We start from the raw sequence: 22347 nt of genomic DNA, 5'->3' as shown, positions 1-22347 counted from the left end.
TCCGATGCTTTTCCGAACGACGCTGGCGACGGTTGCGTTGACCGCGGCCGGTCTGTTTTCCATTGACTGGTCGTCATCGGTTGTTGCGGCGCAAATCGCTGCAGCACCGCAATCGCATGCCCAACCGCCGGAGACCAATCCGGTGTTGTTGCAGATGATTCGGGACGACGCGGTCCACCGAGAACTCGACCTCACCCCGGATCAAATCCAACAGATTCGGGTCGCCATTGAAGCGATTGATGGACCCTGGTTTCGCGTCCGTATTCGTCCCGCAGACGAACGTGGCAAAACAATCGCAGAACTCACTCGTCAGCTTGAAACGTCACTGGAACAGATCCTCGATGACCAACAACTCCGACGCGTTGACCAACTTCGCAACCAGGCGTTAGGCACCCGGATGATTGTTCGCGATTCGGTCGCGGACACACTGGAATTGACGGAGCGAGACCGCCAATCCTTGTATGACACCTTCCGCAAGACAGATGCTGCGGTACAAGACGCTCAATCGAAAGTCAGCGCCGGTGAACTGGATTCACAGGCGGCGGCAAAGCAGATCCAACGGCTTCAGCACGAAGAACGAACATCGTTCATGGACAAGCTCTCCGCATCGCAAAAAGTTAAATTCGTCGATGTCACTGGCAAGAGCTTCGACTTTTCCAAAGTCAAACGGACCTATCCCTCTGCTCCCGAGTTGACGCTGCAAGGCGGAGAATGGCTGCAAGGAAGTCCTATCGAACTGAAAGACCTTCGTGGCAAGGTTGTTGCAGTTCACTTCTACGCATTCGAGTGCATTAACTGTCGACGAAATCTGCCGCACTACAACGCATGGCGGACCGACTTCCCAGATGAAGACCTTGTCATCATCGGGATCCAAACACCCGAGACGCCGCGGGAGCGTGACCCATCGGCGGTCAAAGCGGCGATCAAGAACGAACAGATTGAGTATCCGGTGCTAATGGATACTCAATCAAAAAACTGGCAGCAGTGGTCCAACACCATGTGGCCGACCGTGTACCTGATCGACAAGAAAGGCTACTTACGGCGGTGGTGGCAGGGCGAAATGAACTGGAAAGAGACGCCCGGTGAAAAGCAAATGCGCGAGACGATCGAACAGTTGATCGCCGAAGAAGGCTAAGCCATCGCTCAATCGATTACAGCGACTTGATTTCCAAGTTGCGCCAACGGACTTCGAATGGGCCCGAGTTCGCACCAATTCCGTGAACTTGCAAACCGATGACGCCTTGTGGGTGGGTTTCGAAAATCGCTTCATCGGTCAGGTCAGCGATTTCGTGGCCGTTGAGAAACGTTTTGATGTTGGCTCCCTTGGCAACAACGCGATACTCGTTCCACTCGCCGTTCTTGTAGAAGTCATGTTGGTTGACTTTGGCGTCATCTGATTGTGGCTCGGGAGAAAGCCAGCCTCGTCCGGTCGATTCGCCATAGATCCACCCCGCTTGTCCGGGACCATTTTCGATCTCCACCTGGGGGCCATAGATACGCCCGCCGTAGGCATCCGACGATTTTTCACTTTTCAGTTTCGATCGGATTTGGACGCCGGAGTTGAGCCCGGCATCACATTTGACTTCAAAGGTCAGTTCGAAATCGCCATATTCTTTGTCGGTGCAAAGGAAGGTGTTTCCCGATCCTTCGGCGGTCTTGCCGACAATGACACCGTCTTCGACTTTGTACGTCGCATAGCCGCTTTTGACGGACCACCCGTCAAGTGTTTTTCCGTCGAACAATGAGGTGGTACCGTCGGCAGCAGAAGCTTGACCAGCGAAAGTCAAAAGGGACAACATCAACAGGCGGGATAAGATTCGTTTCATCAGAGTGATTTCGGAGAGAGGCGGGAGTGTTCGTCAAAGAGAACTTGAGCGGCATTATACGCCATCGCCTGCATGATTGCAGACTGACACTCGTGGCAAGACGCATCGATACGGTCTGCCAGCTCACGCGGATTGGCAAGGTCATTGAAGAACACCCAAACGCGGGCAACGTTTGTGCGTTTTGACTTGCAAATCAAATTGTTTCCGGACAGGAAATCCGGACGAGATTGTTGGCTTGGTTGATCGGGGCTTCGACCGCCTCGGGGTTTACGGCCGGCCCGACAAGCCTTTGTGGAAGTCTTCCACACGACACCGAAAGGAACCTGGCGGTGACGTCTTACTCGCACGCTCTTGTTTTCGTGCGGGCGAACTCATTGTGCTGTGCCACAACTTGTTCTGTGATTGCGTCGCAATCGTTTTCCGTAGGGGCCTTCCCCTATCAATCCGAACACTCAAATAGAACCGTAGCTACTCGAAGGCATTGAAGGATTGTTCATCACGGACGGCATGGAAGCAGTCGGCGAAATCGACGAACCCTTAGAAGGTTCGAGGGACCGTTGATCAATTCGACGATCAACGAAACCGTTGCGGGCACGTGCGACCGGGAAGATCACGTCGTGCAACCCGCCGAGAATTACCACGCGAGTCATCTCGGCGGTACTGCGAACGTTCAGGTGACGGTATGCCTTCTGACGCTCACGCTCGATCGTTTTCACCGAAACCTTGAGCTTCGTAGCGATCTGCTTGTTGGGAGCTCCCTCGACGACGAAATCGACGATCTTTCGCTGACGCTCGGGAAGCGTTTGATAGAGCCGATGGCAACGCAAGACATCGAACTGATGCGTGACCAAGCTGCTCAAGGCAACCGCGTCGCGGATCGAGTCGACGATCTCGTGTGTTTCCATAGTGTTGAAGGAAACAACGTGAGCGATACGTGCGACCGCTTCCGATGCCGACATGCCGCTGTTCTCGTCCAAAACTAACGCGACCGGTGCGGCAACGTTCTTTTCGAACAACAACTGCTCGATGCTCGACCATTGTTGGATCCTGGGATCATAGTCCAGGAAGATGCAGGCGATCTCCTCAGTCGACGCCGCTTGGTTAACCAAAGACGTGATCGAAGGAGACGTTTGAAAGCGATAGCCTTCGGCACTCGCTGCTTGCCCGACTCGTGAAAGCCAAGCTGAATCTTTGCTTGCGGCAAAGACGACGGGTCGCACCTGCGCTAATGGCGTTGGTGGATAGCCCATCGAAGATTCGTGATGATTCATCATCAGTTCAAACCCCAGAAGGTACGTGGAAAGACTAGAGGGGGTACTCCACACCCGAATGTGGAAGGCCTCCGTCCAGCAGTTGCATCGGCTTGTATGAGCGTTCGCCCTCACTCACCGCGATAGCGTGTGTTACGCGCGTGTGTCCCACGCAAGCGCAGAACACACAGCGTCAAACACGCCCGTGTGTTTGACTCGGTCGGGCTCCCGACAAAGGAAAGTGTCAAACCCTCATGAGAGGGAAAACCGACGCGGGTACGAGGACACAGGAGGGGTAGGGTGAATACTCATGACGTTGAGTGCTCAACGTGAGGGTTCGCCGACTTCGCTACACTTCGCATGAACCCCGCGGCGCGGCGGTTGCGTTTCTGCAACACCGCGCTCAAACTTGCGTCCTCACGCCACCCGTCTGCACAAACCACTGACGATTGACCAGATGAAAGCCATCGTTGTCGGAACCGGATTCATTGGCCCCGTACATGTCGAAGCACTCCGCCGCGCAGGCGTTGAAGTTGCCGGGATGGTGGGATCGAGCCCAGAAAAATCAGTCGCCGCCGCAGAGCGATTGGGGCTGCCCACATCGATCACCACATTCGAGCAAGCACTGCAATCAGATGACGTCGATAGCATTCACTTGACCTCCCCCAACCGCTTGCACTTCGAACAAGCCAAAGCGGTCTTGCAAGCTGGCAAACACGTGATGTGCGAGAAGCCGCTTGCGATGGATTCGAAACAATCTCGTGAACTGGTCCAGTTGGCCAGCAACACGAACACAGTCGCTGGCGTTTCATACAACATTCGTTTCTATCCGCTTTGCCATGAAGCCGCCGCACGTGTTGCCGACGGACGGATCGGTGACCTCTTTCATGTCACCGGATCCTATGTTCAAGATTGGTTGCTGAAACCCACCGATTTCAATTGGCGTGTCTCGGCAGAAGACGGCGGTGCCTTACGCGCGATCGCCGACATCGGCACCCATTGGCTAGACTTGATTCAGTTTGTGACCGGACAAAAAATTACCGAGGTCTGCGCCGACTTGCGAACCGTTCATCCGATTCGAAAACGCCCGGTCGGTGGCGCCCAAACGTTTTCCGGAGACGCTGCGCCGGCTACGAACACGGAAGACATCGCGGTCGAAACGGAAGACTGTGGATCCGTGATGCTCCGTTTTGCCAATGGCGCGAACGGAAACTTGTGGGTCTCACAAACCACTGCCGGACGCAAAAACTGCTTGCGGTTCGAACTCGCCGGAAGCGAGTCTTCGTTGGCATTCAATAGCGAATCGCCAAATACATTGTGGATCGGGCATCGCGACAAGGCGAGCGAAACACTCATTCGGGACCCTGCCTTGTTGTCCCCTTCTGCTTTGCAAACGACGTCGTATCCGGGAGGGCACAACGAAGGTTTCCCAGACACCTTCAAACAACTTTTCCGCAGCTTTTATGGCTACATCAGCGCTGGCGACTATCAAGCCGCACGTCCCTTCCCAACCTTTGAAGAAGGACACTACGAAATATTGATTTGTGAAGCGATTCTCAAAAGCCATCGCGAACAAGCCTGGGTTAAGGTGAGTGACAATGCCTGATCGAGCAACTGAATGTTTCTTCATTGGCGTCGACCTCGGTGGGACCTCCGCAAAGATCGCTCTTGCCGATCAGCATGGGATGATCTTGGCCCGCGATAGCGTCTGCACCCAAGCCGATGGGCGACCGACGCCAGTCCTCGATTCGATCCTTGACGCGGTGGCACGTTTGCTGACGAGCAATTCAGTTCCCGCTGGCTCACTCGCAGGACTTGGGATGGGAATCCCGGGCTTGATCGACGTCCAAGCTGGCGTGACGAAATTTCTTCCCAACTTGCCAACACAGTGGCGCGATGTTCCGGTCGCATCAACGCTTGGTCAGCCACTGAACTGCCCTGTGAAGCTCAGCAATGATGTTCGTACGGCAACTCTGGGCGAATTGCGGTACGGAATTGGAAAGTCTCAACACAACCCAACGTTCGCGTTCTTTTCCATCGGAACCGGTGTTGGCGGAGGCGTCGTAATCGACGGGCAAGTCCGTCTAGGGCCGCTCGGTGCCGCAGGTGAGCTCGGTCATCAAACGATGGTTCCGAATGGCCCACGTTGTGGCTGTGGCAATCACGGTTGCCTGGAGACGCTGGCAAGCGGACCGGCGATCACGGCCGAAGGGATTCGCTTGGTTCAATCGGGACTGGCACCAAACCTGCGCCGAATCATTGGCGGAGATATGAACCGCGTGTCGCCGGAAACGATGGCCGAAGCCGCCGAATTCGATCCGCTGATCGCCGAAGCGATCGAGCGTGCCGCGATCTATCTCGGGGTTGGGGCGGCCAACGTCGTGACGATCTTACACCCGCAGACGATCGTCTTGGGGGGTGGCGTGTCAAAGCTAGGCGATCTGCTGACGACGGTGGTCAAGCGAGAAATCGATCGCCACGTCGGAATGTTTCCGACGGACGACGTCAGCGTCGTGTGTTCTGATTTAGGCGCCGACGCCGGGATCTATGGAGCAATCTCGCTCGCGAAAGAAGCCGCCGGTCTGGAAGTTTAACCGGCGTTGAACAAGTGACGCTGCTCAAGTAGCAATCGCGCCACTTCGCAAAGTTATTGTCCGACAGCCATTTCGGAATACAGGTTGGTTGATCCACCGACCGGATCAAGGCTTGCTTCGGCAAACGATTCGTCCGTTTCCCAAACACGTACGCGGACGGCTTTCGCGCCTGAGCCATCGAGGGCCGCCGGGCACATTTCCTCGAGCAAGTACTTTGCCATGTTCTCGGCGGTCGGATTGTAAGGCATCAAAAAAATCCGAGATGGCGTCACCATCTCCAATGCCGTTCGCGCATTGTCGTCGTCTTGGTGAATTAAAAATCCATGGTCCCAGTTCTCGTCAATCCAACCTTTGACGCGACTTTTCAGATCTGAAAAGTCGATCACACGACCGACATCATCCTGTTGCTCGCCCTGCACAAAGAAATCGGCAACATAGTTGTGGCCATGAAAGTTTTCGCACTTGCCACCATGATGAAGTAATCGGTGTCCGGCGCAAAACTTGATGCGGCGCATGATGGTCAGGGCCATGGCAAATTGCTCGTGTGGATCAGTCAGATGGCAAATGGGTGAATGCCGGCCAGAATACGGCCGAGTTCTTCATTATTGACCGACGACAACTGTCGTGAAAGGCGAAATCCCAAACCGGACAGTAGCGCCGTTAGCGCGAGTCACCGTTCAAACTGGCATCATCCGTCTCCTGAACGAGATTTTTCAGCGGGAGAATTCATCCTCCGTTGGCCGGAATCTCACTCACAGCAACTTCTTCGCCCCCCGGCTGGATCTTAAAGCCTCCGCCTGGAACGTGTTCAGTTTAAGTGAATTGTGTACCAAGAAGTTTGGAAACGCGGATCACAGAGGCGCCGAACTGGTATCAATCGCGGTTCAATTTTTTCACCGCACTTAGTGACTGGCGGAACCGAACCGATGCGTGTCAGCAAGTCTCGCTCCAAAATCTATCGTGACGGCCGTTGTGTCATCGTCTATCGAATGGACGAAGGACACTACTCCGAGCCCGTGACGCTAAGCCGGCAAGAAGCGATCGAAGTTGCCAGTGAGTTCCGCAAAAACACCTGCGCACTACCGCAGCGAAACATCAACCTTGCCGCAGCAAACTTCGTCTTCAATGCGGTCCAGCAACTCGGCTGGCTAGAAGGAACCGGACACGACAGCAGTGCCGGTGATCTCACGCAGGCAACTTCCGAATCAGATGTCGCCGACGAAGAAGACACGGTCGTGACCGCCGATGCAGAATCCCCCGACGACGCGCCACAACAACTCACGCAAGAGCTACCGACACGTAAGTACTTTCCCTTTATCGCTGCCGCAATTCGCCCTTCCATTGATAGCGATCGGATTGGCGATCTCGCATTCGTCCTCAGTGGCGTTGCACCAGCTCGTCGCGTGGACCCGCAATCCAAACGCTCCGACCTGACGATTTCAGATTTCGTCCGCCAAGCAAATCATCGCATCTCCCCGACACAAGAATTAATGCGTGATCATCACTACGCATTGTCACAATACCATCACCTTGACCTAAACGGCTTCCGCGCCCGATGGACCTCGGTCAACGAAAAGCTAGGCAAACAAGAAGCAACTGATCTGTTGAAACTCGTTCGCAAGCTACGAAAACTGGAAATCGGTGACGACGGGGCGGCATTCAAAGACGTGCAATTGCAGCCCCTGCTCGAATCGATCTATGACAAGAGCATTGAATTAATGCACCATCAGTTTCGTACCGCTCGGCGGAAACTCGAAGAGGCACATACGACGGTCGTTAAGAAACCGGCTCCGAATGCGATCCAACAATTCTTGCAACGCTTTCAACGGGGAACAGCCAAGTCATCGACGCCAAAGCCAATCGAGCTTTCCGAAATCGAACAGCAGATCACCCGCGACTATCTCGATGTCGCGATAAAACTCGGTCAAATCGTCCGAGCTTTTCCTTGATCAGCTGGCAAGCGGCTCAGCACTAACGTGCGGTCCAGCCTCCATCGACGACAAGCATGCTTCCAGTGGTGAAGCTTGATGCGTCGCTCGAAAGATAGATCGCGGCACCTTGAATCTCTTCTAGGTTGCCCCAGCGATTCATCGCGACCGCACCGACAATAAACTTTTTTGCCTCTTCGGAATCAGCGATCGGTTCGTTCATCGGGGTCAAGAACGGCCCAGGACAAATCGCATTGACGGTGATTTTCGATTCAGCCAATTCCAATGCCAACGCACGTGTCATTTGCACGATCGCGCCTTTGCTGGCGGTGTACGGTGTGCGGTTGGCGAGCCCGACCAATCCCAAGGTACTCGCCAGATTGACAATACGGCCACCGCCGCGTTTTTTCATTTCAGGCACAACTGCCTTGCATGTCAACCAAACGCCATCAACGTTGACTTGCTGTACTTTTCGAAAGTCATCATAGGACAGCTCCTCGATCGAACCCCTTAGGTTGATCCCGGCGTTGTTGATCAGGATATCGATCCCGCCGAATCGCTCGGTAACCGTTGCGACCAACTTGGCAACTTGGTCAGCATCGACAACGTCGGCGGCGATACCAATCGCTTCAACACCATATTGCTGCGCAATCTCCTCGGCCGCCTGCTGGGCCTCGTCCGCATTGCGGCTGCACAACGCGATCTTTGCCCCAGCCGATGCCAAACCGGCTGCCATGGCCGCCCCAAGCCCCTTTGAACCTCCGGTGACGATTGCCACGCGGTCAGACAAGTCAAATAGTTTGATTCCGGGAAGTTGCTTCATCGGGGCTGGCCAATTCGATGCGAGAAAGTCAGGTGGGGTCTAAACCAACACCCAACGTACGCCAACCCACGGGCCCCAAGCAAGTACCGCTAGCTATTGCGGCGATGAAGTGATCGCGCTCTGCGAAATGCAGACAGTACCACCGGCCGAAGCCCCTTACGCGACATTGCGCGTCGAACGGCGATGCAAACGCAACTCGGGTCCCCGTTGCACGACACTGCGATCCGAAAGCGGATACCGAATTTTCGTCAGTGCGTTTCGCATCGCGACCGCATCACGAAACCGCTTTCGTGGCGAGGGGTCGATCGACTTTCGAATCAACGACACCAAGTCAGCAGCCAGTCCGCGCCGAAGTCGATTGTATCCCGGCAATGGGGCTTCGAACGGATACTCAGGCAGCTCGCCGGACAGCAATCGATACAGCACCAGCCCCAACGAGAATACATCGCTGCGATAGTTCGGGTGTCCCATCGCCTGCTCAGGCGCCATGTACCCCAGCGTGCCGGATGCCGACACGTCATGACAAACGTTTTCGAGTCGAGCGAGCCCAAAATCCGTCAGCCGAATCACGTTTCCTGGAAACAGGATAAAGTTCTCCGGTTTGATATCGCGGTGCAATACGCGATGCTCGTGTGCGAAGGCGACGGCATCGACCATCTGCACGAGAAAGTCAACACAAACCGCTCGTGACATCCGTCGACACAAACGGTCAGCCAATGACTCGTCACCGATCGGGAACACCATCACGAAGACATCGTCGATGAATTGTGCGTTCTTCAGCTGCAAAATCCCGGGGTGCTCCAGGCGAGCCATGATCCGCACTTCGCGTTGCAAATCGTCAAGTGATTGCGAGTTGCTGATGTAACGGGTATCGGGAATTTTGATCGCGACATGGCGGCCCTCGATCGTGTCGGCAGCCGCAAAGACGGTCGCGAATCCGCCTTCCCCCAATCGCTTGGTAAGACGGTATTTCCCAAGTCTCGAACCGACGCGAAGGTTCATCGTGGCGGACTTTTGATTGGCGAAGATTCTGAACGTCGTCACAGGCTTTCGGATCAATTGCGCAGCGAAAAGCCGGTGTGACAGCGGGAATTGATTCACCGGCGGCGAGTGACATGCAATCAACCGGGGTTAAAAGCAGACCTCTCGCGCTTCAGTTAATCGGCACAAACGGAGTCGACGATATAGTTTTTTAAGGTGCTGCGATCGGACTTTTCGGCAGATTTCGAACTCGGCTGTTTTCAAAGTCAGCGGTCCACGCTTACGAACGAGGCACCTCAAGCCGCATCCACCGAGACAGCAACGTGATCGAAATCAGATGCACTAAACCAAACAGCAACAATCCCAACAACGTGGACGCGAACACCGCCGCGATCAACGCATCGGTTTTTACAAAGCCCTGCCAGTGCGTCATCAAGGTCCCCAATCCGTCGTACTGATTGCCGCTCCCGTTCCCGACGAAAAACTCGGCCACGATCGCACCGATCACGGCCAAACCGCTACTTGTTTTCGCGCCAATCACCAATGAAGGGATCGCACTCGGCATTTGCAGCTTGACCAGTTTCTGAGTTCTCGACGCACCGTACAACTGAAACAGATCCCCCCAAGCATGGTCAATCATGGTGAGCCCCGCGGTGACATTGTTAACAACGGGGAACAAACAAACGATGACCGTCACGATCACCACCGTCCGAAATTCGTAGCCGCTCCAAGTGATCAACAGTGGCGCGATCGCGACGATCGGGACCGTCTGCAGAAAGACGACGTAGGGAAAAAACGCCAGACGAATTCGACGAGACTGCGAAAACCCAACGCTGATCAAACAACCTAGGGTGACAGCCGACAACAAGCCCGCGAAACTTGCCAAACCGGTTGTCAAGAACCCGCGAAAGAGCTCGACCCGATGCACCAGCACCGCGTCCCATACTTGACTCGGAAGCGGCAACAGGGCTCGCGGTAAATCCCACGCCCGAACAATTCCCCACCACACTAGCAACGTCACCATCGCGACCGCCAGCACCGGCGTCCAAGTCACCAGAGCACGCCGCCAGAATCGCTTTCCTGTTTCGCCTGCGAAACGTTCATATTCACGGTCGTTCGACATCATGCCAACCCTCTCTCGGTCGCGCCATCCGCCACAACAGCAGGTTCACCGCGTAGGCGATCGCTGACCACACCGAGAAACTCCGCGAAAGGCGTTGTTCTCATTTGCGAGGGATGTCGCGGCCACGAAATCGGATTTTGAAGAACCGATTCGAGCCGGCCTGCACGCATCACCGCAATCCGATTGGACAGCAATATCGATTCGCTAATGTTGTGCGTGACCATCACTGCCGTAAATCGCTGCTGCTCCCAAAGTGACAGGACCAACTGCCCCAGTTCGTTGCGCAGCATGTCATCCAGCGCGGCAAATGGCTCGTCAAGCAGCAACAGTTTCGGTTCGCTGACGAGTGCCCGAGCGATCGAGACCCGCATTTTCATTCCGCCGGAAAGCTGGTGCGGCATCCTATCGGCTACCGTCGACAGTTGCACCGATGCGAGCGCGTCGCGGGCCCTTTCGGATCGCTCCTTCGCATTACCCCAGCCAATCAACTCCAGCGGCAGCGTGACGTTTTGCAATGTCGTCGCCCAAGGTAATAAAGCGGGGCTTTGAAATACGAATCCGATCTGGCCCTGTTTGGCAACGGCAGGCGGGTCGATGGTCACCGTGCCTTTTGTCACCGACTGCAACCCCGCCATCGCGCGCAATAACGTCGTCTTTCCACACCCGCTCGGCCCGATCAGTGAAACGATCTCACCACGCTGGACCAGCAAATCGACCTGGCGGACGGCAACCTGTTGATCGAAGGCGACGGTCACGCCGTCACAGCGGACCGCCGACGACTCGTTTAGAAGTGGATCATCCATGTATTTAGTGACTTACGCGCACTGGTCTGGTTTCGGGATCGAATCGACGATCAACTCCGCGATCGCGAGTGACGCCGTAGCGGCCGGAGAGGGCGCATTCAAAACGTGTGTGGACAGCCCCACCGACTCGATCAAGAAATCGTCGATTAACTCACCACCGGCAGACACCGCCTGCGCACGAACTCCCGCTCGACCGGCGACCAAATCCGATGACTGCAATGTCGGCAACAACTTTTGCAGCGCCGAGACGAACGCTGATTTTCGCAATGAACGATTCATTTCGCCCAATCCGGTTTTCCAATGTTTGAAAGCCAACTTTTGGAATCCTGGAAAGACAACGGTCTGCTTCATATCACGCAGGCTGATTTGATTCCAACGGTAACCTTCGCGCGCCAGGGCCAAAACGGCATTCGGTCCGCATTCGATCCCGCCATCAATCATCCGCGTGAAGTGAACTCCTAAAAAGGGGAATTCAGGATTGGGGACGGGGTAAATCATGTGATTAACCATGTGCTCTCGACCGGGAGCAAGTTCGTAGTACTCCCCCCGGAACGGCACGATTCGGACATCGGTTTTCACGCCAGCCATTTGGGCAACCCGATCACATTGCAGTCCCGCGCAGTTGATCAAATACCCCGTCGACAAAGACAGCCCCGATTTCAATCCGACCACGACGGAAGAAGCAAGATTTTGAATCGATGTTACCTCAGCCAGGAAACGAATTTCGCCACCACGTTGCCGGATTAGCGTCGCCAACGTCTCACAAACGCGAGCGTAGTTGACGATTCCAGATTCCGGCACATGCAAAGCGGCTATCCCGGACGCTTGCGGTTCGATCTCCCGCAGTTCGTCGCTGTTGATCCTTTTGAACTCGACACCGTTTGCTTCGGCACGCTCGGAGATTCGCTGTAGCGATTCGACTTCGGCCGCGTTTGTGGCGACGACGACTTTCCCACACCGCTCCCACGGAATTTGGTGATGATCACAAAACGCCTCCATCAGGACTTTGCCACGCCGGCAAGTGGTCGCACGCTGTGAGCCCGGTCGGTAATAAATCCCGCTGTGAATGACGCCTGAGTTATGACCGCTTTGGTGTTTGGCGACACGATTTTCTGTATCGACGACCGCGAGACTGCAATCCGGGTATCGCGTCAGCAACTCGGACGCTGTCGCAAGCCCCACGATCCCGGCCCCGATAACAACAAAATCATAGTTCCGCTTCGAATCCGGCATGACGTCTCAGAATCTTAGGATTGCGCGCCATCTCACCAAGCGATCAAAACTCCGCTTCGGGGGATTGGCAAAATCGCATAAAATACAGTTGGTCTCAGGCGACGACCCTCATCTTGATTTAACTCCCTGGCAAGCGAAACCCTGAATGTCCTCGACACCGCCCCCCAACGGCCTCCCGGGCCTGACACGGGAACCGATCCGGACGAACGGGACAAGAATTCGGTACCGTGATCGCCTTTCCCGTCTGGGGCTGCATTTTTTGTTTGTCGCCCTATTCGCGATCATTGGCGGATCGCTGCGCGGTTTCAACCTGCTGTTGCTGCTGGCAGGCCTTTTAATCAGTGTCGTCATCGTCCAGTGGCGTACGGCACACACGGCGATCCGACGAGTGCACCTGTCCCGACAACCGCTGTCCGGCGGACATGTGGGAGACGACGTTCACATACGTTATCGCGTCCGAAATCTGTCGCGTTTTTTTCCGACCGCATTCGTTCAAATCGAAGAATCACTTGTCCCTGTAGATGCCATTGACGACGACGAGAAATGGTCGGTCTTTGCGGCGACCGGCTCCGTCGCACCTCAACAGTCCATCGAGACCTCGGTGCAATGTCGATTCGCCACACGCGGGGCTTTCCAACTGGGCCCGCTGATCGCTTCGACAACATTTCCGTTTGCGTTAAGTGTCAGTGAACGACAGACCGTCAACAGCGAACAAACGATTTACGTTTATCCGAGCCTGCTAACTCTGAAGCGACATTGGCAACGCTTGCTCCCGCCCCGTCCCGGCGGTGATGGCGACCGGTCTACCACCGGGACCAACTACCAAGGCGAGTTCTATGGCCTGCGTCCTTGGCAATCCGGAGACCATGTTCGACACATTCATTGGCGTACGACCGCAAGGATTGGTGAGCCGGCCGTACGTCAATTCGAACAACGCCATCGACATCAAATCTGTTTCATCGTCGACGGAGTGATTCCTTCCTTAGCTAACCCCAATCAGGACGCTACACCGAGTGACGAAGCCGACTTTGAAAAAACTCTGTCGCTAGCCGCGACGTTCATTTCGGAGTTGACCAAGATGTCGGTCCCGGTCTCATTGTTGGTTTGTGACGCCGTCAGCGAAACATTTGGCAAATCACCCTTGTTGACGGTTACCGGTTCAGACTGCCGACCGCTGCTCGAACGCCTCGCACTCAGCGAACAAGGCTCCGTGTCCGCCAGTCAACCAAAGCAAACCAAATTTCCTGACCCGCTTGTCGATTTGGTAACTCGTTATGCGTCGAGGTTGGCACAACGTGACTTGGTCGTGATCAGTCAACGCAAGTTTCGTGACGTGATGCTTCCTACTGGACAGGGTGGAATGCCAGAACATCGGCGTTCGCCAGATTGGCTCTCTTTGGCACGCAGCGGGCGTTTGTCCTGGATCAATATCCTCTCCCAGGAAACCGAACGCTACGTACAGTTCTCCCAGGAGTACGTACAGTTCACACAAGAAAACGCGCGACTCCCTCGTGAGAACGCTGGCCAGGCTCGGCCCACTTCGGCTCATACTCCACCTTCGGCAGTGAATTCGTGAACGGCGACACTTCTACCGCACCGCTTCGACGCAATTCGAAGGCGCCGTTTTCTTCGCTGCCGAGTGCGCGGACGAAGCTGTATTTTTACTATGCGTTGCTATCCGCTGCCGGCGGAGTCGTACTGGGCATCGGCCAAGACGCGGACGAAATCGCGGTCCTGGCCGTGTTCTTTGCGGTGTTCGGATTTTTGTTTGTCGACTACCTCAGTTTGATCGCGTTGCCACAGTTGCTCGGGTACATCGCGATGGGACTTTCGGCAGCCTACTGCATCCAGGATTTCTGGCTGCTGGAACAACGCGGCCAAACCCAAATGGTTTCGGTTGCCTTGTTGTTGGTGTTGGTTCAAGGCATCTTGATGATGCAACGCAAGTCGCGAAGGATCCTGGAACAGCTCGCTGTCTTTTGCCTGTTGGAATTGGTGGTTGCCGCAATCTTCAATGATGCGATCGGATTTGGCGTCATGGTGTTGCCGATTTCGATCATCGGCGCCAGCGCGTTGTGTTTGCTTGGTGTGGTCACGATTGCCGAAAATCTTGAATCGAACCTACCTCTCCGGCCTGCGGCCGAACCCAAAACTCGCCTCGCACGTGTTTTACGACGCATTGCCGAATACGTTCGCAAGCCGTCGACACCGAACTCACGCGTCACCATCCAATCGCCGTCGACTGCCGCGATCGTGGACGAATCGGCAGTGCGTTGGGCCAAAGTTCCGTTGTTGGTTTCCACGCCTGCGATTTGCTTGGTCATGTTGACGTTTTTCTACTTGTTGCCACGTCGCATTGTCCCGACAAGGTCGTCGCTTTCTGGACCGGCGATGGTCGGATTCGACGACGAAATTCGCTTGGAACAACTCGGCCAAGTGATGCAAAACTCGGCGCGGGCTTTGAAGGTCCAACTCACCAATGCAGACACCGGCGCTCCTTACGAATTGCAACACGGGTTGTATCTGCGTGGCAAAGTCCTGGAACGCTACGATGTCGATTATTCGCGAGGGCAGCCCATCGCAAAATGGGTGTCGTCGACATCGCCACCACGAGTCCTCAGCCGTTTGCCGGCCGGATACGTTCCAGCCGACCGCGCGCAACGACTGCGATACGACAAGGTCGAAGTCGAGATCACCTGCGAATCGATGTCGCGTCCAGCTTTGTTTGCCGTCGCGCCTTATTACAGCGATGAACTGAACCCCGAAATATTGCATGCGGTCGATCGCTGGACGCTAACGCGAGACACCGATAGCCCTCCGTTCCCCGCACTTACCTACCGATTTTTCACCAACTCGTTCTACAAAGGCGTCCAAGCCGAACTGACCCCGCGCCCGATTCGCACGTCAACAACTTACAACCGTAGCGGCTTGCCATATTCATTTGGCAACGCCGAACGGGACGATTACTACTCCCGTGAGTTTCGCCAATACCAGCGTCAGTTATTGACCTTCGATCGAGATCGATTGCCGAGTGCCGAACGACTCGCCGAACAGATCCTCGAGACAATCCCCGACCAAGAACGCGTCGCATCCCGAATCGCAAAAGAGTTCGCGTACTACTTGGCAACGGATCCGCAGTTCCAATACACGTTGGACCTGTCGGCGAAAGTGCTGCCGAACGTCGACCCGATCGAACAGTTTCTTGCCACGGATCGACGCGGCCACTGCCAATACTTTGCGTCAGCGTTGGCGTTGATGTTGCGCAGCGTTGGCATTCCCAGTCGTGTCATCGTCGGCTATCGCAGCGACGAATTCAATAAAATTGGCGGCTACTACATCGCAAGGCAGCAACACGCCCATGCTTGGGTCGAAGCTCTTGTCGAAGGCAAGGAATTTCCACAAGCTGCAATCCCGGCCGGATCAAAACCGTCGCGTTGGTACTGGTTGCGTCTGGACCCGACACCGGCGGCAAGCCTGTTTCAACAGCAACAAGATCGCCAAGGTGCACAAGGTCTGATGAACCTCGCCAATAACATCTGGGAAGACTATGTCGTCGACATGAATCGCAACCGACAAAACGATGCGATCCAACAAGCTGCCCAGTACCAGCAAATGAAGTCGACCTATGACACATTTTGGCGTCAGATGAAACAGAACATGAGCCAACTCAGTTCGCAGCGATCCGACAAACGGTTCTCACTTGATCGCAGGTATCTGGTCGCGATTCTGTTAGCCGTCTGCGTTGCGATGGCAATTTATGTGGTCTCGAAAATCTCAATTCCCAGCTTTGGGTTTCCATTTCGAAGGCGACGCAAGCATCGAGCGAAAGAGATTTCGATTCCGTTCTATGGCGAAGCAATTCGATTGTTACGAAGAACCGGTATTGAGCGTGATGACTTCGAAACGCCTGACGAATTTGCCAAGCGTGTTGGCGTGCACTATCCGCCGCTGAAAGTGTTGACCGATGCGTTCAATGATTGCCGCTATGGCGGGCAACGGGTTGAGGCTTCCGACGAGATTGCAGAAGCACTTACCGATCTAAAACGCTTGCTCGCCAGTCCGTCCAAGTAGCGTTTCCCGGAACGTCACGTGAGTGGCAACAGCGCAAAAAGAAACGACACACCAGAATCTGGCGTGTCGTCTGTCGATTCACATTTGAAACGATCTGTTTAGATCATTTCCTTCAGGCCTTTCAAAGGACGGATCACGACCTTTTTGCTGGCCGGTTTTGGCTTCAACCAAATTTCCGAACCATCGGCTGGGTTACGTCCCTTTCGCTTTGGTTTGGCGGGAACATCTTTGCGTTGAATCTTGCAAAGTCCGGGAATGGTGAACTGTCCCGAGCCGCTGCGGCCCATCTCTCGTGCGATTTCGTCAGTCAGTGCATCGAAGACCGCAGCCACATCTTTCTTGGCCAATTCGGTCGACTCAGCGATGTTTGCGATGATCTGAGTCTTGGTGGGTGCTTTCGGCGGAGCTTTAGCCATTTGCGAGAACCTTTTCTGATTGCTTATGCAGGAAGGGTTAGAGCGGGAATGATGATCCCGTGCGTTTCTGACGGGGCCAAGTGTTATGCGTCGCCGAGTTTTGATGCAACCCGGCATCCGCGAAAAAACCCGCGAATAACGGGGTTTTAGCGACTATGGCCTACGCGGAACTGTACCTTCAGCCGGTCAGTTACTGGCCGATTCAAGTGCAAAAAGGGGCCAAAAACCCCGGAATTAGCCAGTTTTCCGACGGTTTGGGCCCAAAAACCGCCTGTTTAGCGGTAAAAACGCTGTTTCCGAGGTCCAAATGGACGGATCCGGCGCACCGAATACGCCCACGATTTTTCCTGCGAATATTTCGTAAAAACCGCGGTTTAACGACGACGACGGAAGAATCGATCCGCAATGCTCGCGAATCGATTCGCAGCTTCCACTGGGGTATCTTCCGGCTCGGGTTCAACTTCGCTGTTCTCAACCACGTCGCTCTCGCTCACGCTACTGAGTGACAGCATCGGTGCTGACACCTCATTGATCGAAGTTGCCGCCGCGGCGCCCTCCGCTTCCGCTTCGTTCTCGGTGGCGAGCGTCGACGCGGCAGTTTGTGTTTCACCCGAGACGACCTCGCTCGTCACCGCGTCCGCTGCGGACAATGCGGCGATGTTTTCGCCCTCACCGCTTCCCGACGCTGCAACCGCACTTGCCGATGCGACCTCGGTGTAGTTGAGGACCGCGTCATCAACGTTCACGCGATAGAACCGCAGATTTCCGATTTGGCCACGCTGCTGTACCAAGTCACGGCGCGAAGTGGAAACGGTCGCCGTCACATCATCATCGGAGCTGTCTTTGCCGGTGATGGTGATCTGAGTTCCCGCAGAATTGAGCGACAATTCTGCTTCGGTGATCGAATCCGACGCCCCTTCCGATAGCTCTGTCGACACTGCCGTCTTGCCAGGTTCAACGGCAATGAACGCCGCTTGCTTTGGTGACGATCGCAACCAATCCCGCACCGATAGGTACTTCGCCTTCATACGTCCCAACGAGGCTTCGACGACGGTGTCACCATCGTCGGGTGCACTCGTCAACTCAATACGTTGGGCTTGCTCAGCCCCCTGGTAAAACGGCACCGCGGGAATCTCGATCGCGTAGTCACCAGGCAATACCGAGTCAAACAACAACGAGTCCGCACTGTCGAGGCTCGCTCCGATGTCGACGCTGTTACCAAGAGTATCAGTTCCGACCAACCGCACGCTTCCAACAACCGAGAGTGCATTCGACCCATTGAAGCGAACACGGATCGAACGTTCCGCGAAGTTTTCGACCTGGACGGTGAGCGTTCCCGTGCTAGTCGTCGTCCCGTCACTGACCCGGTAAGTAAACGTGTCTGTTCCAGAGAACGAAGCGCTGGAAGGCCGGTACGTGATGTTCCCGGACGAATCGATCGCGACGGTACCGCCATTGGTTGGCGTCCCAAGATTGGTAAATGTCAATGTTTCGGAAGTACCATCAACATTTTCTGGCAAGTCTGATAAACGCAGAACGATTGTTGGTGTGCTGGCCTGATTCACACTGACGGTGTCATTCAACACCGGTGGCGGATCGTTAACCGCCGCGACAGTGAACGTCACAGTCGCATTTGCCAATCCGCCGCCAGTATCACGAATCGTATAAACAACAGTTTCAGTCCCGAAGAAGTTATCCGCAGGTTCATAGAAGAACGTACTTCCGTCACTGCTGATTCGTGCCGTACCGCCTTGGCTAGGCGTCGCGACACTGTCGATCACGAACGATTGGTTGTCGCCATCGCGTTGATCGTTCGCCAAAATGTTATAGGTCGCTTCGGCAGCGTCTTCGTTGACATTGAAACTGTCATTGGTTGCCGTTGGCGGATCGTCCGAGGACGTGACCAAGACACTGACCGTCACCTCTTGGGTCGAGGTCCCATCGCTGAGCGTGTAGGTAAACGTATCGGTTCCGGTGAAGTTCGTCGGTGGCGTATAGTTCACTCGGGTGCCGCCGGATGCGACAGAGACCGACGCCCCGCTGGTGTTGGAATTGACCGCGGTGACAGTCAACGTTTCGCCGTTATCAGGTGCACTCGAATCGTTTGCCAACACGTCCAACGAATTGTTGCTGGAATTCGAATCGACGGTAAACGAATCGTTGACGCCGGTTGGCGGATCGTTCACGCCCGTCACAGTTACCGTGACAGTCGCGACATCCTGGGTCGTGGTGCTCGTTCCGGCGCGATATGTAAAGGTCGCGGTACCGCTAAAGTCTGCGGTCGGCGTGAACACCAGGCGGCCGTTGCTGATCGTGACCGTGCCGCCTTCGCTAGGCTGGGTGACTGAATAGATCGACAACGTGTCCCCGCTTGCCGCCGTGTCGTTGGCCAGTACGTCGATCGTCGCCGCGCCGGAGTCTTCGGCGATGGTCGTGCTGTCATCGTTCAGGGTGAACGTCAATCCGACAGCCAAACTCAAACTTCCATAAAACACATCTTCTGACGGGATGTTGTCATCGATGTTATACAGCAGAACCTTCTCCGTTCCGTCTGCTTCTTCGCTACGGATGTTAACCGTCCCGCTACCGACGGCCTTCATCTGAACGCGAGCGATCAAAGATTCCGCTTCGTTTGAGGCGGTCGTCGATGTTGCAGACGCGCCGATTTCGTCGATCAAGCCGTCCGAGAACGTGCCAGTTGGTCCAAGCGTGAACTTGCCCACATATTCGATCGAACTACCGCTGACCGGCTCGATGATGTCAGAATCGAACAGGATGTCCGCGTACACACCGAAGACCCCGACGCGGTCAAAACTGCCACGGGCATCGACACCCACCAACTCCAATACAAACTCTTCGCCGACTTCCAAGCTGGTGATGATGTTTCCATCGGTATCACGGGCCACCAGTTTCACTTCGGCAAGCGGCTCGTCCGCGACACCAACGGTAAAGCTTTCCGTCGTCGCATTGCCAGCCAAGTCCGTCGTACGCACCGTGAAAGTATTGTCTCCGATATCTCCGGTGTCTGGCGTCCAAGTAATCACGCCGGTGCTCGAATTGATTGTCGCGCCCGTCGGAGCTTGGGTCAGAACATAAGCGACTGAACCCTCTTCGGCGCTGTTTAGATCCGTCGTGTATGGACGACCGACATTCGCACTTGTCGCTACACCACCGATTACGGAAGCAGGCGCGGTCGTGTCATACGTCACTTGCATCGTCGACGACAAGGTACTCGTTTCGCCATTGACGGTCTGACGAGCGGCAACGGTGTACACGCCATCGCCCAAAGCCGCAAAGTTATTCGTCGTGATTGTGACACTGGTCCCGTTGGCCGTTGCCGCACCCAAGACCGCGTTGGTTTGAGTGTTGATCAGTTCGACCGTCGCACCGTTGCTCACACCACCGATCGTAAATGCCAACGTACCGGCATTGGTGATGTTGTCGGTTCCGTTGCTTCCGGTGTCACTGCTGGTTCGAAGATCGATCGATGACGGTGCCGCAGGGCCATCGCCGGACACGAAATTAAACGTATAGACCTGGTTGTCGTTGTCGCCGCTGTTGTTACCGGTCACACCTGGCCCAGGCTGGACGCGGGCGTTGACTTGAACAGTACCGGTGAAGCCTTGCGCAGGGGTGACGGTCAGCAAACCGCTTTGATTCACCGACGCGGTTGCCCCCGTCCCTGTCGAAACGACTTGCGCCGAATACGTCACCGCATCGCCTTCTACATCGACGCTCACCAACTGCAGATTCGCCGCCTGACCAGCGGGATACTCCGCATCAGTGGTCACCGAATTGCTCAGGTAGGGTTGACTGTTCGCGGTATCGTTGGCGACATCGACTTCGAACGTCTCGCTGTGCGTGTTTCCATCACCATCGGTCACCGTCACTGTCACGTTCGTTGTCCCGACACTATTCCCGACCGGCTTCAACATGATCAGCCCGTTCTCGGTATCGTTGAACACGTCGATCGTATTGATCGCGATGTCCGTCGTGGGACGATCCGATGAATTGACCGCGTGATTGCTGATCGCCTCACGAACGTCAAAGCCTTCGATCAACTGGCCAAAGACACTATGGTTGAAGTCCAAGAAACGCGTCGGCACTTCGGTGACGAAGAACTGCGAATCGTTCGTGTCGTCGGATGACTTGGCAAACGACAGCACGCCGGTTCGGTTGTGTTGCAGTTCGGGATTGAAATCGTCGTCAAAGTCACCCAAAGTCGATCCGCCCGAACCGGTCCCCGTCGGGTCACCACCTTGGATCACAAAGCCATCGTCCACGCGGTGGAAAATGATTCCGTCATAAAAGTCGTCCTCTGCCAACTCAATCACCCGGCCGGTCGCCAGCGGAGCACGCTGTTCAAACAATTGGAACACCATGTCGCCATAGGTTTCCATATCGATCCGAATCGAACGGTTGCCGCTCAGTACCGTCGCGTCCAACAAACTGGGGTCCGCAACCGATACGGTGACGGTCAACGGCCCGCCATTCGGATCGTAAGCGTCAACGGGAATGTGCAGGGGAGATCCGATCAGCACCGTTTGATCACCGATATCGGCGAAGGTCGGATCCTCACTTGTCGGAATGGGCACGCCACTGCGGTCGCTGATCTGTTGCAGCGTCAACACGCCGGTTTCGCGGCTGTTGTCTGGAAAGACCCAAGTGGGATATGCGGTGATGTTGTTGTCGGTTCCGATCTGCCCGATCGTGCGGTCAGGATTCGTGACCTCAATGAACGGTAGGTATTTGTAGCCGTCTTGAAACAACGCTTTCTGCTCCGAACACGCCGGGCACCAATTCGCGCCAAAAAACTTGACGTCCGCCGCGGTGAGGTCTTTGGCAAACTGAACCAAGTCGGGTGCCGCTTCGCCTTCGGCGGCTGTATTGGTCGTCAGCGAAGCACTCGCGATCAACGCCACCTCACCGGATGTGTCGCGGGTGTCGACAGGCCCCAAGATGCTTTCGTCCAGCCCTGCGACGTCACCGGCGAGCAACTGTCGTGTCTCCAAACCCTCAAGTACCAAACGCTGGTTGCGACGTGGCCGCGGGATCGCCTTTGCAGAACCGCCGCGTCGCGCGGTGCCATCATGCTTCGAGGCGCCGATAAGATCGCCGAGCAAACGTGAAAGCTGGTTTCGGCGGGCAGATTGGTTGCGACCTTTAGACATCTTTGATAACCAAATTCGGTGAAATTCGTCGACGAGCGGACTAACCAGCCTGCGGCCCAAATACCGGGCAGAAACCAATTCGTCCTAAGCTCAACTAAACAGCAAGGCTCGCCTTGAAGCGGGGATCG

The 22347-nt window shown here is 55.4% G+C and carries 16 protein-coding genes; 6 read left to right on the top strand and 10 right to left on the bottom strand.

All coding sequences use genetic code 11. From position 1 onward, the window contains the following. Positions 1 to 4: 4 nt before the first annotated feature. Complete coding sequence (locus CGZ80_RS06555) at positions 5 to 1135, top strand: redoxin domain-containing protein (protein WP_094412568.1); 1131 nt, start codon at positions 5 to 7, stop codon at positions 1133 to 1135. A gap of 16 nt (positions 1136 to 1151) precedes the next feature. On the opposite strand, the gene CGZ80_RS06550 is transcribed toward CGZ80_RS06555, so the two are convergent. Continuing rightward, the gene (locus CGZ80_RS06550; RefSeq protein ID WP_094412566.1) at positions 1152 to 1826 is read right to left on the bottom strand and encodes a DUF1080 domain-containing protein; all 675 of its coding nucleotides are present in this window, start codon (positions 1824 to 1826) and stop codon (positions 1152 to 1154) included. A gap of 452 nt (positions 1827 to 2278) precedes the next feature. Continuing rightward, positions 2279 to 3100, bottom strand: coding sequence for a LuxR C-terminal-related transcriptional regulator (locus tag CGZ80_RS06540; protein WP_094412562.1), 822 nt, complete (start codon positions 3098 to 3100; stop codon positions 2279 to 2281). 433 nt (positions 3101 to 3533) lie between these two features. On the opposite strand from CGZ80_RS06540, the gene CGZ80_RS06535 reads away from it, so the two are divergent. Beyond that, positions 3534 to 4682 carry a Gfo/Idh/MocA family protein gene (locus CGZ80_RS06535; protein ID WP_094412560.1) on the top strand — a complete coding sequence of 383 codons (1149 nt, stop codon included), beginning with the start codon at positions 3534 to 3536 and terminating at the stop codon, positions 4680 to 4682. Further along, entirely contained in the window at positions 4675 to 5670 is a 996-nt protein-coding gene (locus tag CGZ80_RS06530) for an ROK family protein (protein ID WP_094412558.1), read from the top strand. Before CGZ80_RS06535 ends, CGZ80_RS06530 begins: the two co-directional genes overlap by 8 nt. Positions 5671 to 5723: 53 nt before the next feature. Here the strand turns inward: CGZ80_RS06530 and CGZ80_RS06525 are convergent, their stop codons facing one another. Next, positions 5724 to 6200 (bottom strand): 6-pyruvoyl trahydropterin synthase family protein, encoded by a 477-nt coding sequence (locus tag CGZ80_RS06525; RefSeq protein ID WP_094412556.1) that lies wholly within the window; start codon positions 6198 to 6200, stop codon positions 5724 to 5726. Between the two features lie 375 nt (positions 6201 to 6575). On the opposite strand from CGZ80_RS06525, the gene CGZ80_RS06520 reads away from it, so the two are divergent. Then, positions 6576 to 7619, top strand: a complete 1044-nt coding sequence (locus tag CGZ80_RS06520) for a hypothetical protein (protein ID WP_103296471.1) — start codon at positions 6576 to 6578, stop codon at positions 7617 to 7619. A 22-nt stretch (positions 7620 to 7641) separates the two neighbouring features. Here CGZ80_RS06520 and CGZ80_RS06515 read toward each other — a convergent pair whose 3' ends face one another. The 5 genes from CGZ80_RS06515 to lhgO form a co-directional block, all read right to left on the bottom strand. After that, on the bottom strand, positions 7642 to 8421 hold the full coding sequence (locus CGZ80_RS06515) for an SDR family NAD(P)-dependent oxidoreductase (protein ID WP_094412552.1): 780 nt from the start codon (positions 8419 to 8421) through the stop codon (positions 7642 to 7644). A gap of 156 nt (positions 8422 to 8577) precedes the next feature. Continuing rightward, positions 8578 to 9423, bottom strand: coding sequence for a serine/threonine-protein kinase (locus tag CGZ80_RS06510; protein WP_094412720.1), 846 nt, complete (start codon positions 9421 to 9423; stop codon positions 8578 to 8580). Between the two features lie 259 nt (positions 9424 to 9682). Beyond that, positions 9683 to 10528: an ABC transporter permease gene (locus CGZ80_RS06505; protein ID WP_233148265.1), complete on the bottom strand. Its 846-nt coding sequence runs from the start codon at positions 10526 to 10528 to the stop codon at positions 9683 to 9685. Further along, on the bottom strand, positions 10525 to 11328 hold the full coding sequence (locus CGZ80_RS06500) for an ABC transporter ATP-binding protein (protein WP_094412550.1): 804 nt from the start codon (positions 11326 to 11328) through the stop codon (positions 10525 to 10527). Before CGZ80_RS06500 ends, CGZ80_RS06505 begins: the two co-directional genes overlap by 4 nt. A gap of 12 nt (positions 11329 to 11340) precedes the next feature. After that, the gene (gene lhgO / locus CGZ80_RS06495; RefSeq protein ID WP_094412548.1) at positions 11341 to 12561 is read right to left on the bottom strand and encodes an L-2-hydroxyglutarate oxidase; all 1221 of its coding nucleotides are present in this window, start codon (positions 12559 to 12561) and stop codon (positions 11341 to 11343) included. A gap of 145 nt (positions 12562 to 12706) precedes the next feature. On the opposite strand from lhgO, the gene CGZ80_RS06490 reads away from it, so the two are divergent. Then, entirely contained in the window at positions 12707 to 14137 is a 1431-nt protein-coding gene (locus CGZ80_RS06490) for a DUF58 domain-containing protein (RefSeq protein WP_094412546.1), read from the top strand. Then, the gene (locus tag CGZ80_RS06485; protein ID WP_094412544.1) at positions 14134 to 16632 is read left to right on the top strand and encodes a DUF3488 and DUF4129 domain-containing transglutaminase family protein; all 2499 of its coding nucleotides are present in this window, start codon (positions 14134 to 14136) and stop codon (positions 16630 to 16632) included. The genes CGZ80_RS06490 and CGZ80_RS06485 overlap by 4 nt, the downstream gene beginning before the upstream one ends. Positions 16633 to 16730: 98 nt before the next feature. On the opposite strand, the gene CGZ80_RS06480 is transcribed toward CGZ80_RS06485, so the two are convergent. Next, positions 16731 to 17048 (bottom strand): HU family DNA-binding protein, encoded by a 318-nt coding sequence (locus CGZ80_RS06480; RefSeq protein WP_094412542.1) that lies wholly within the window; start codon positions 17046 to 17048, stop codon positions 16731 to 16733. Between the two features lie 374 nt (positions 17049 to 17422). After that, positions 17423 to 22219: an Ig-like domain-containing protein gene (locus CGZ80_RS06475; protein ID WP_094412540.1), complete on the bottom strand. Its 4797-nt coding sequence runs from the start codon at positions 22217 to 22219 to the stop codon at positions 17423 to 17425. Positions 22220 to 22347: the final 128 nt, after the last annotated feature.

It is taken from the genome of Rhodopirellula sp. MGV (assembly GCF_002251265.1).
Lineage (GTDB): Bacteria > Planctomycetota > Planctomycetia > Pirellulales > Pirellulaceae > Stieleria > Stieleria baltica_A.
The sequence above is the reverse complement of the archived record's forward strand: the minus strand, read 5'-3'. Positions and strand labels throughout refer to the sequence as shown.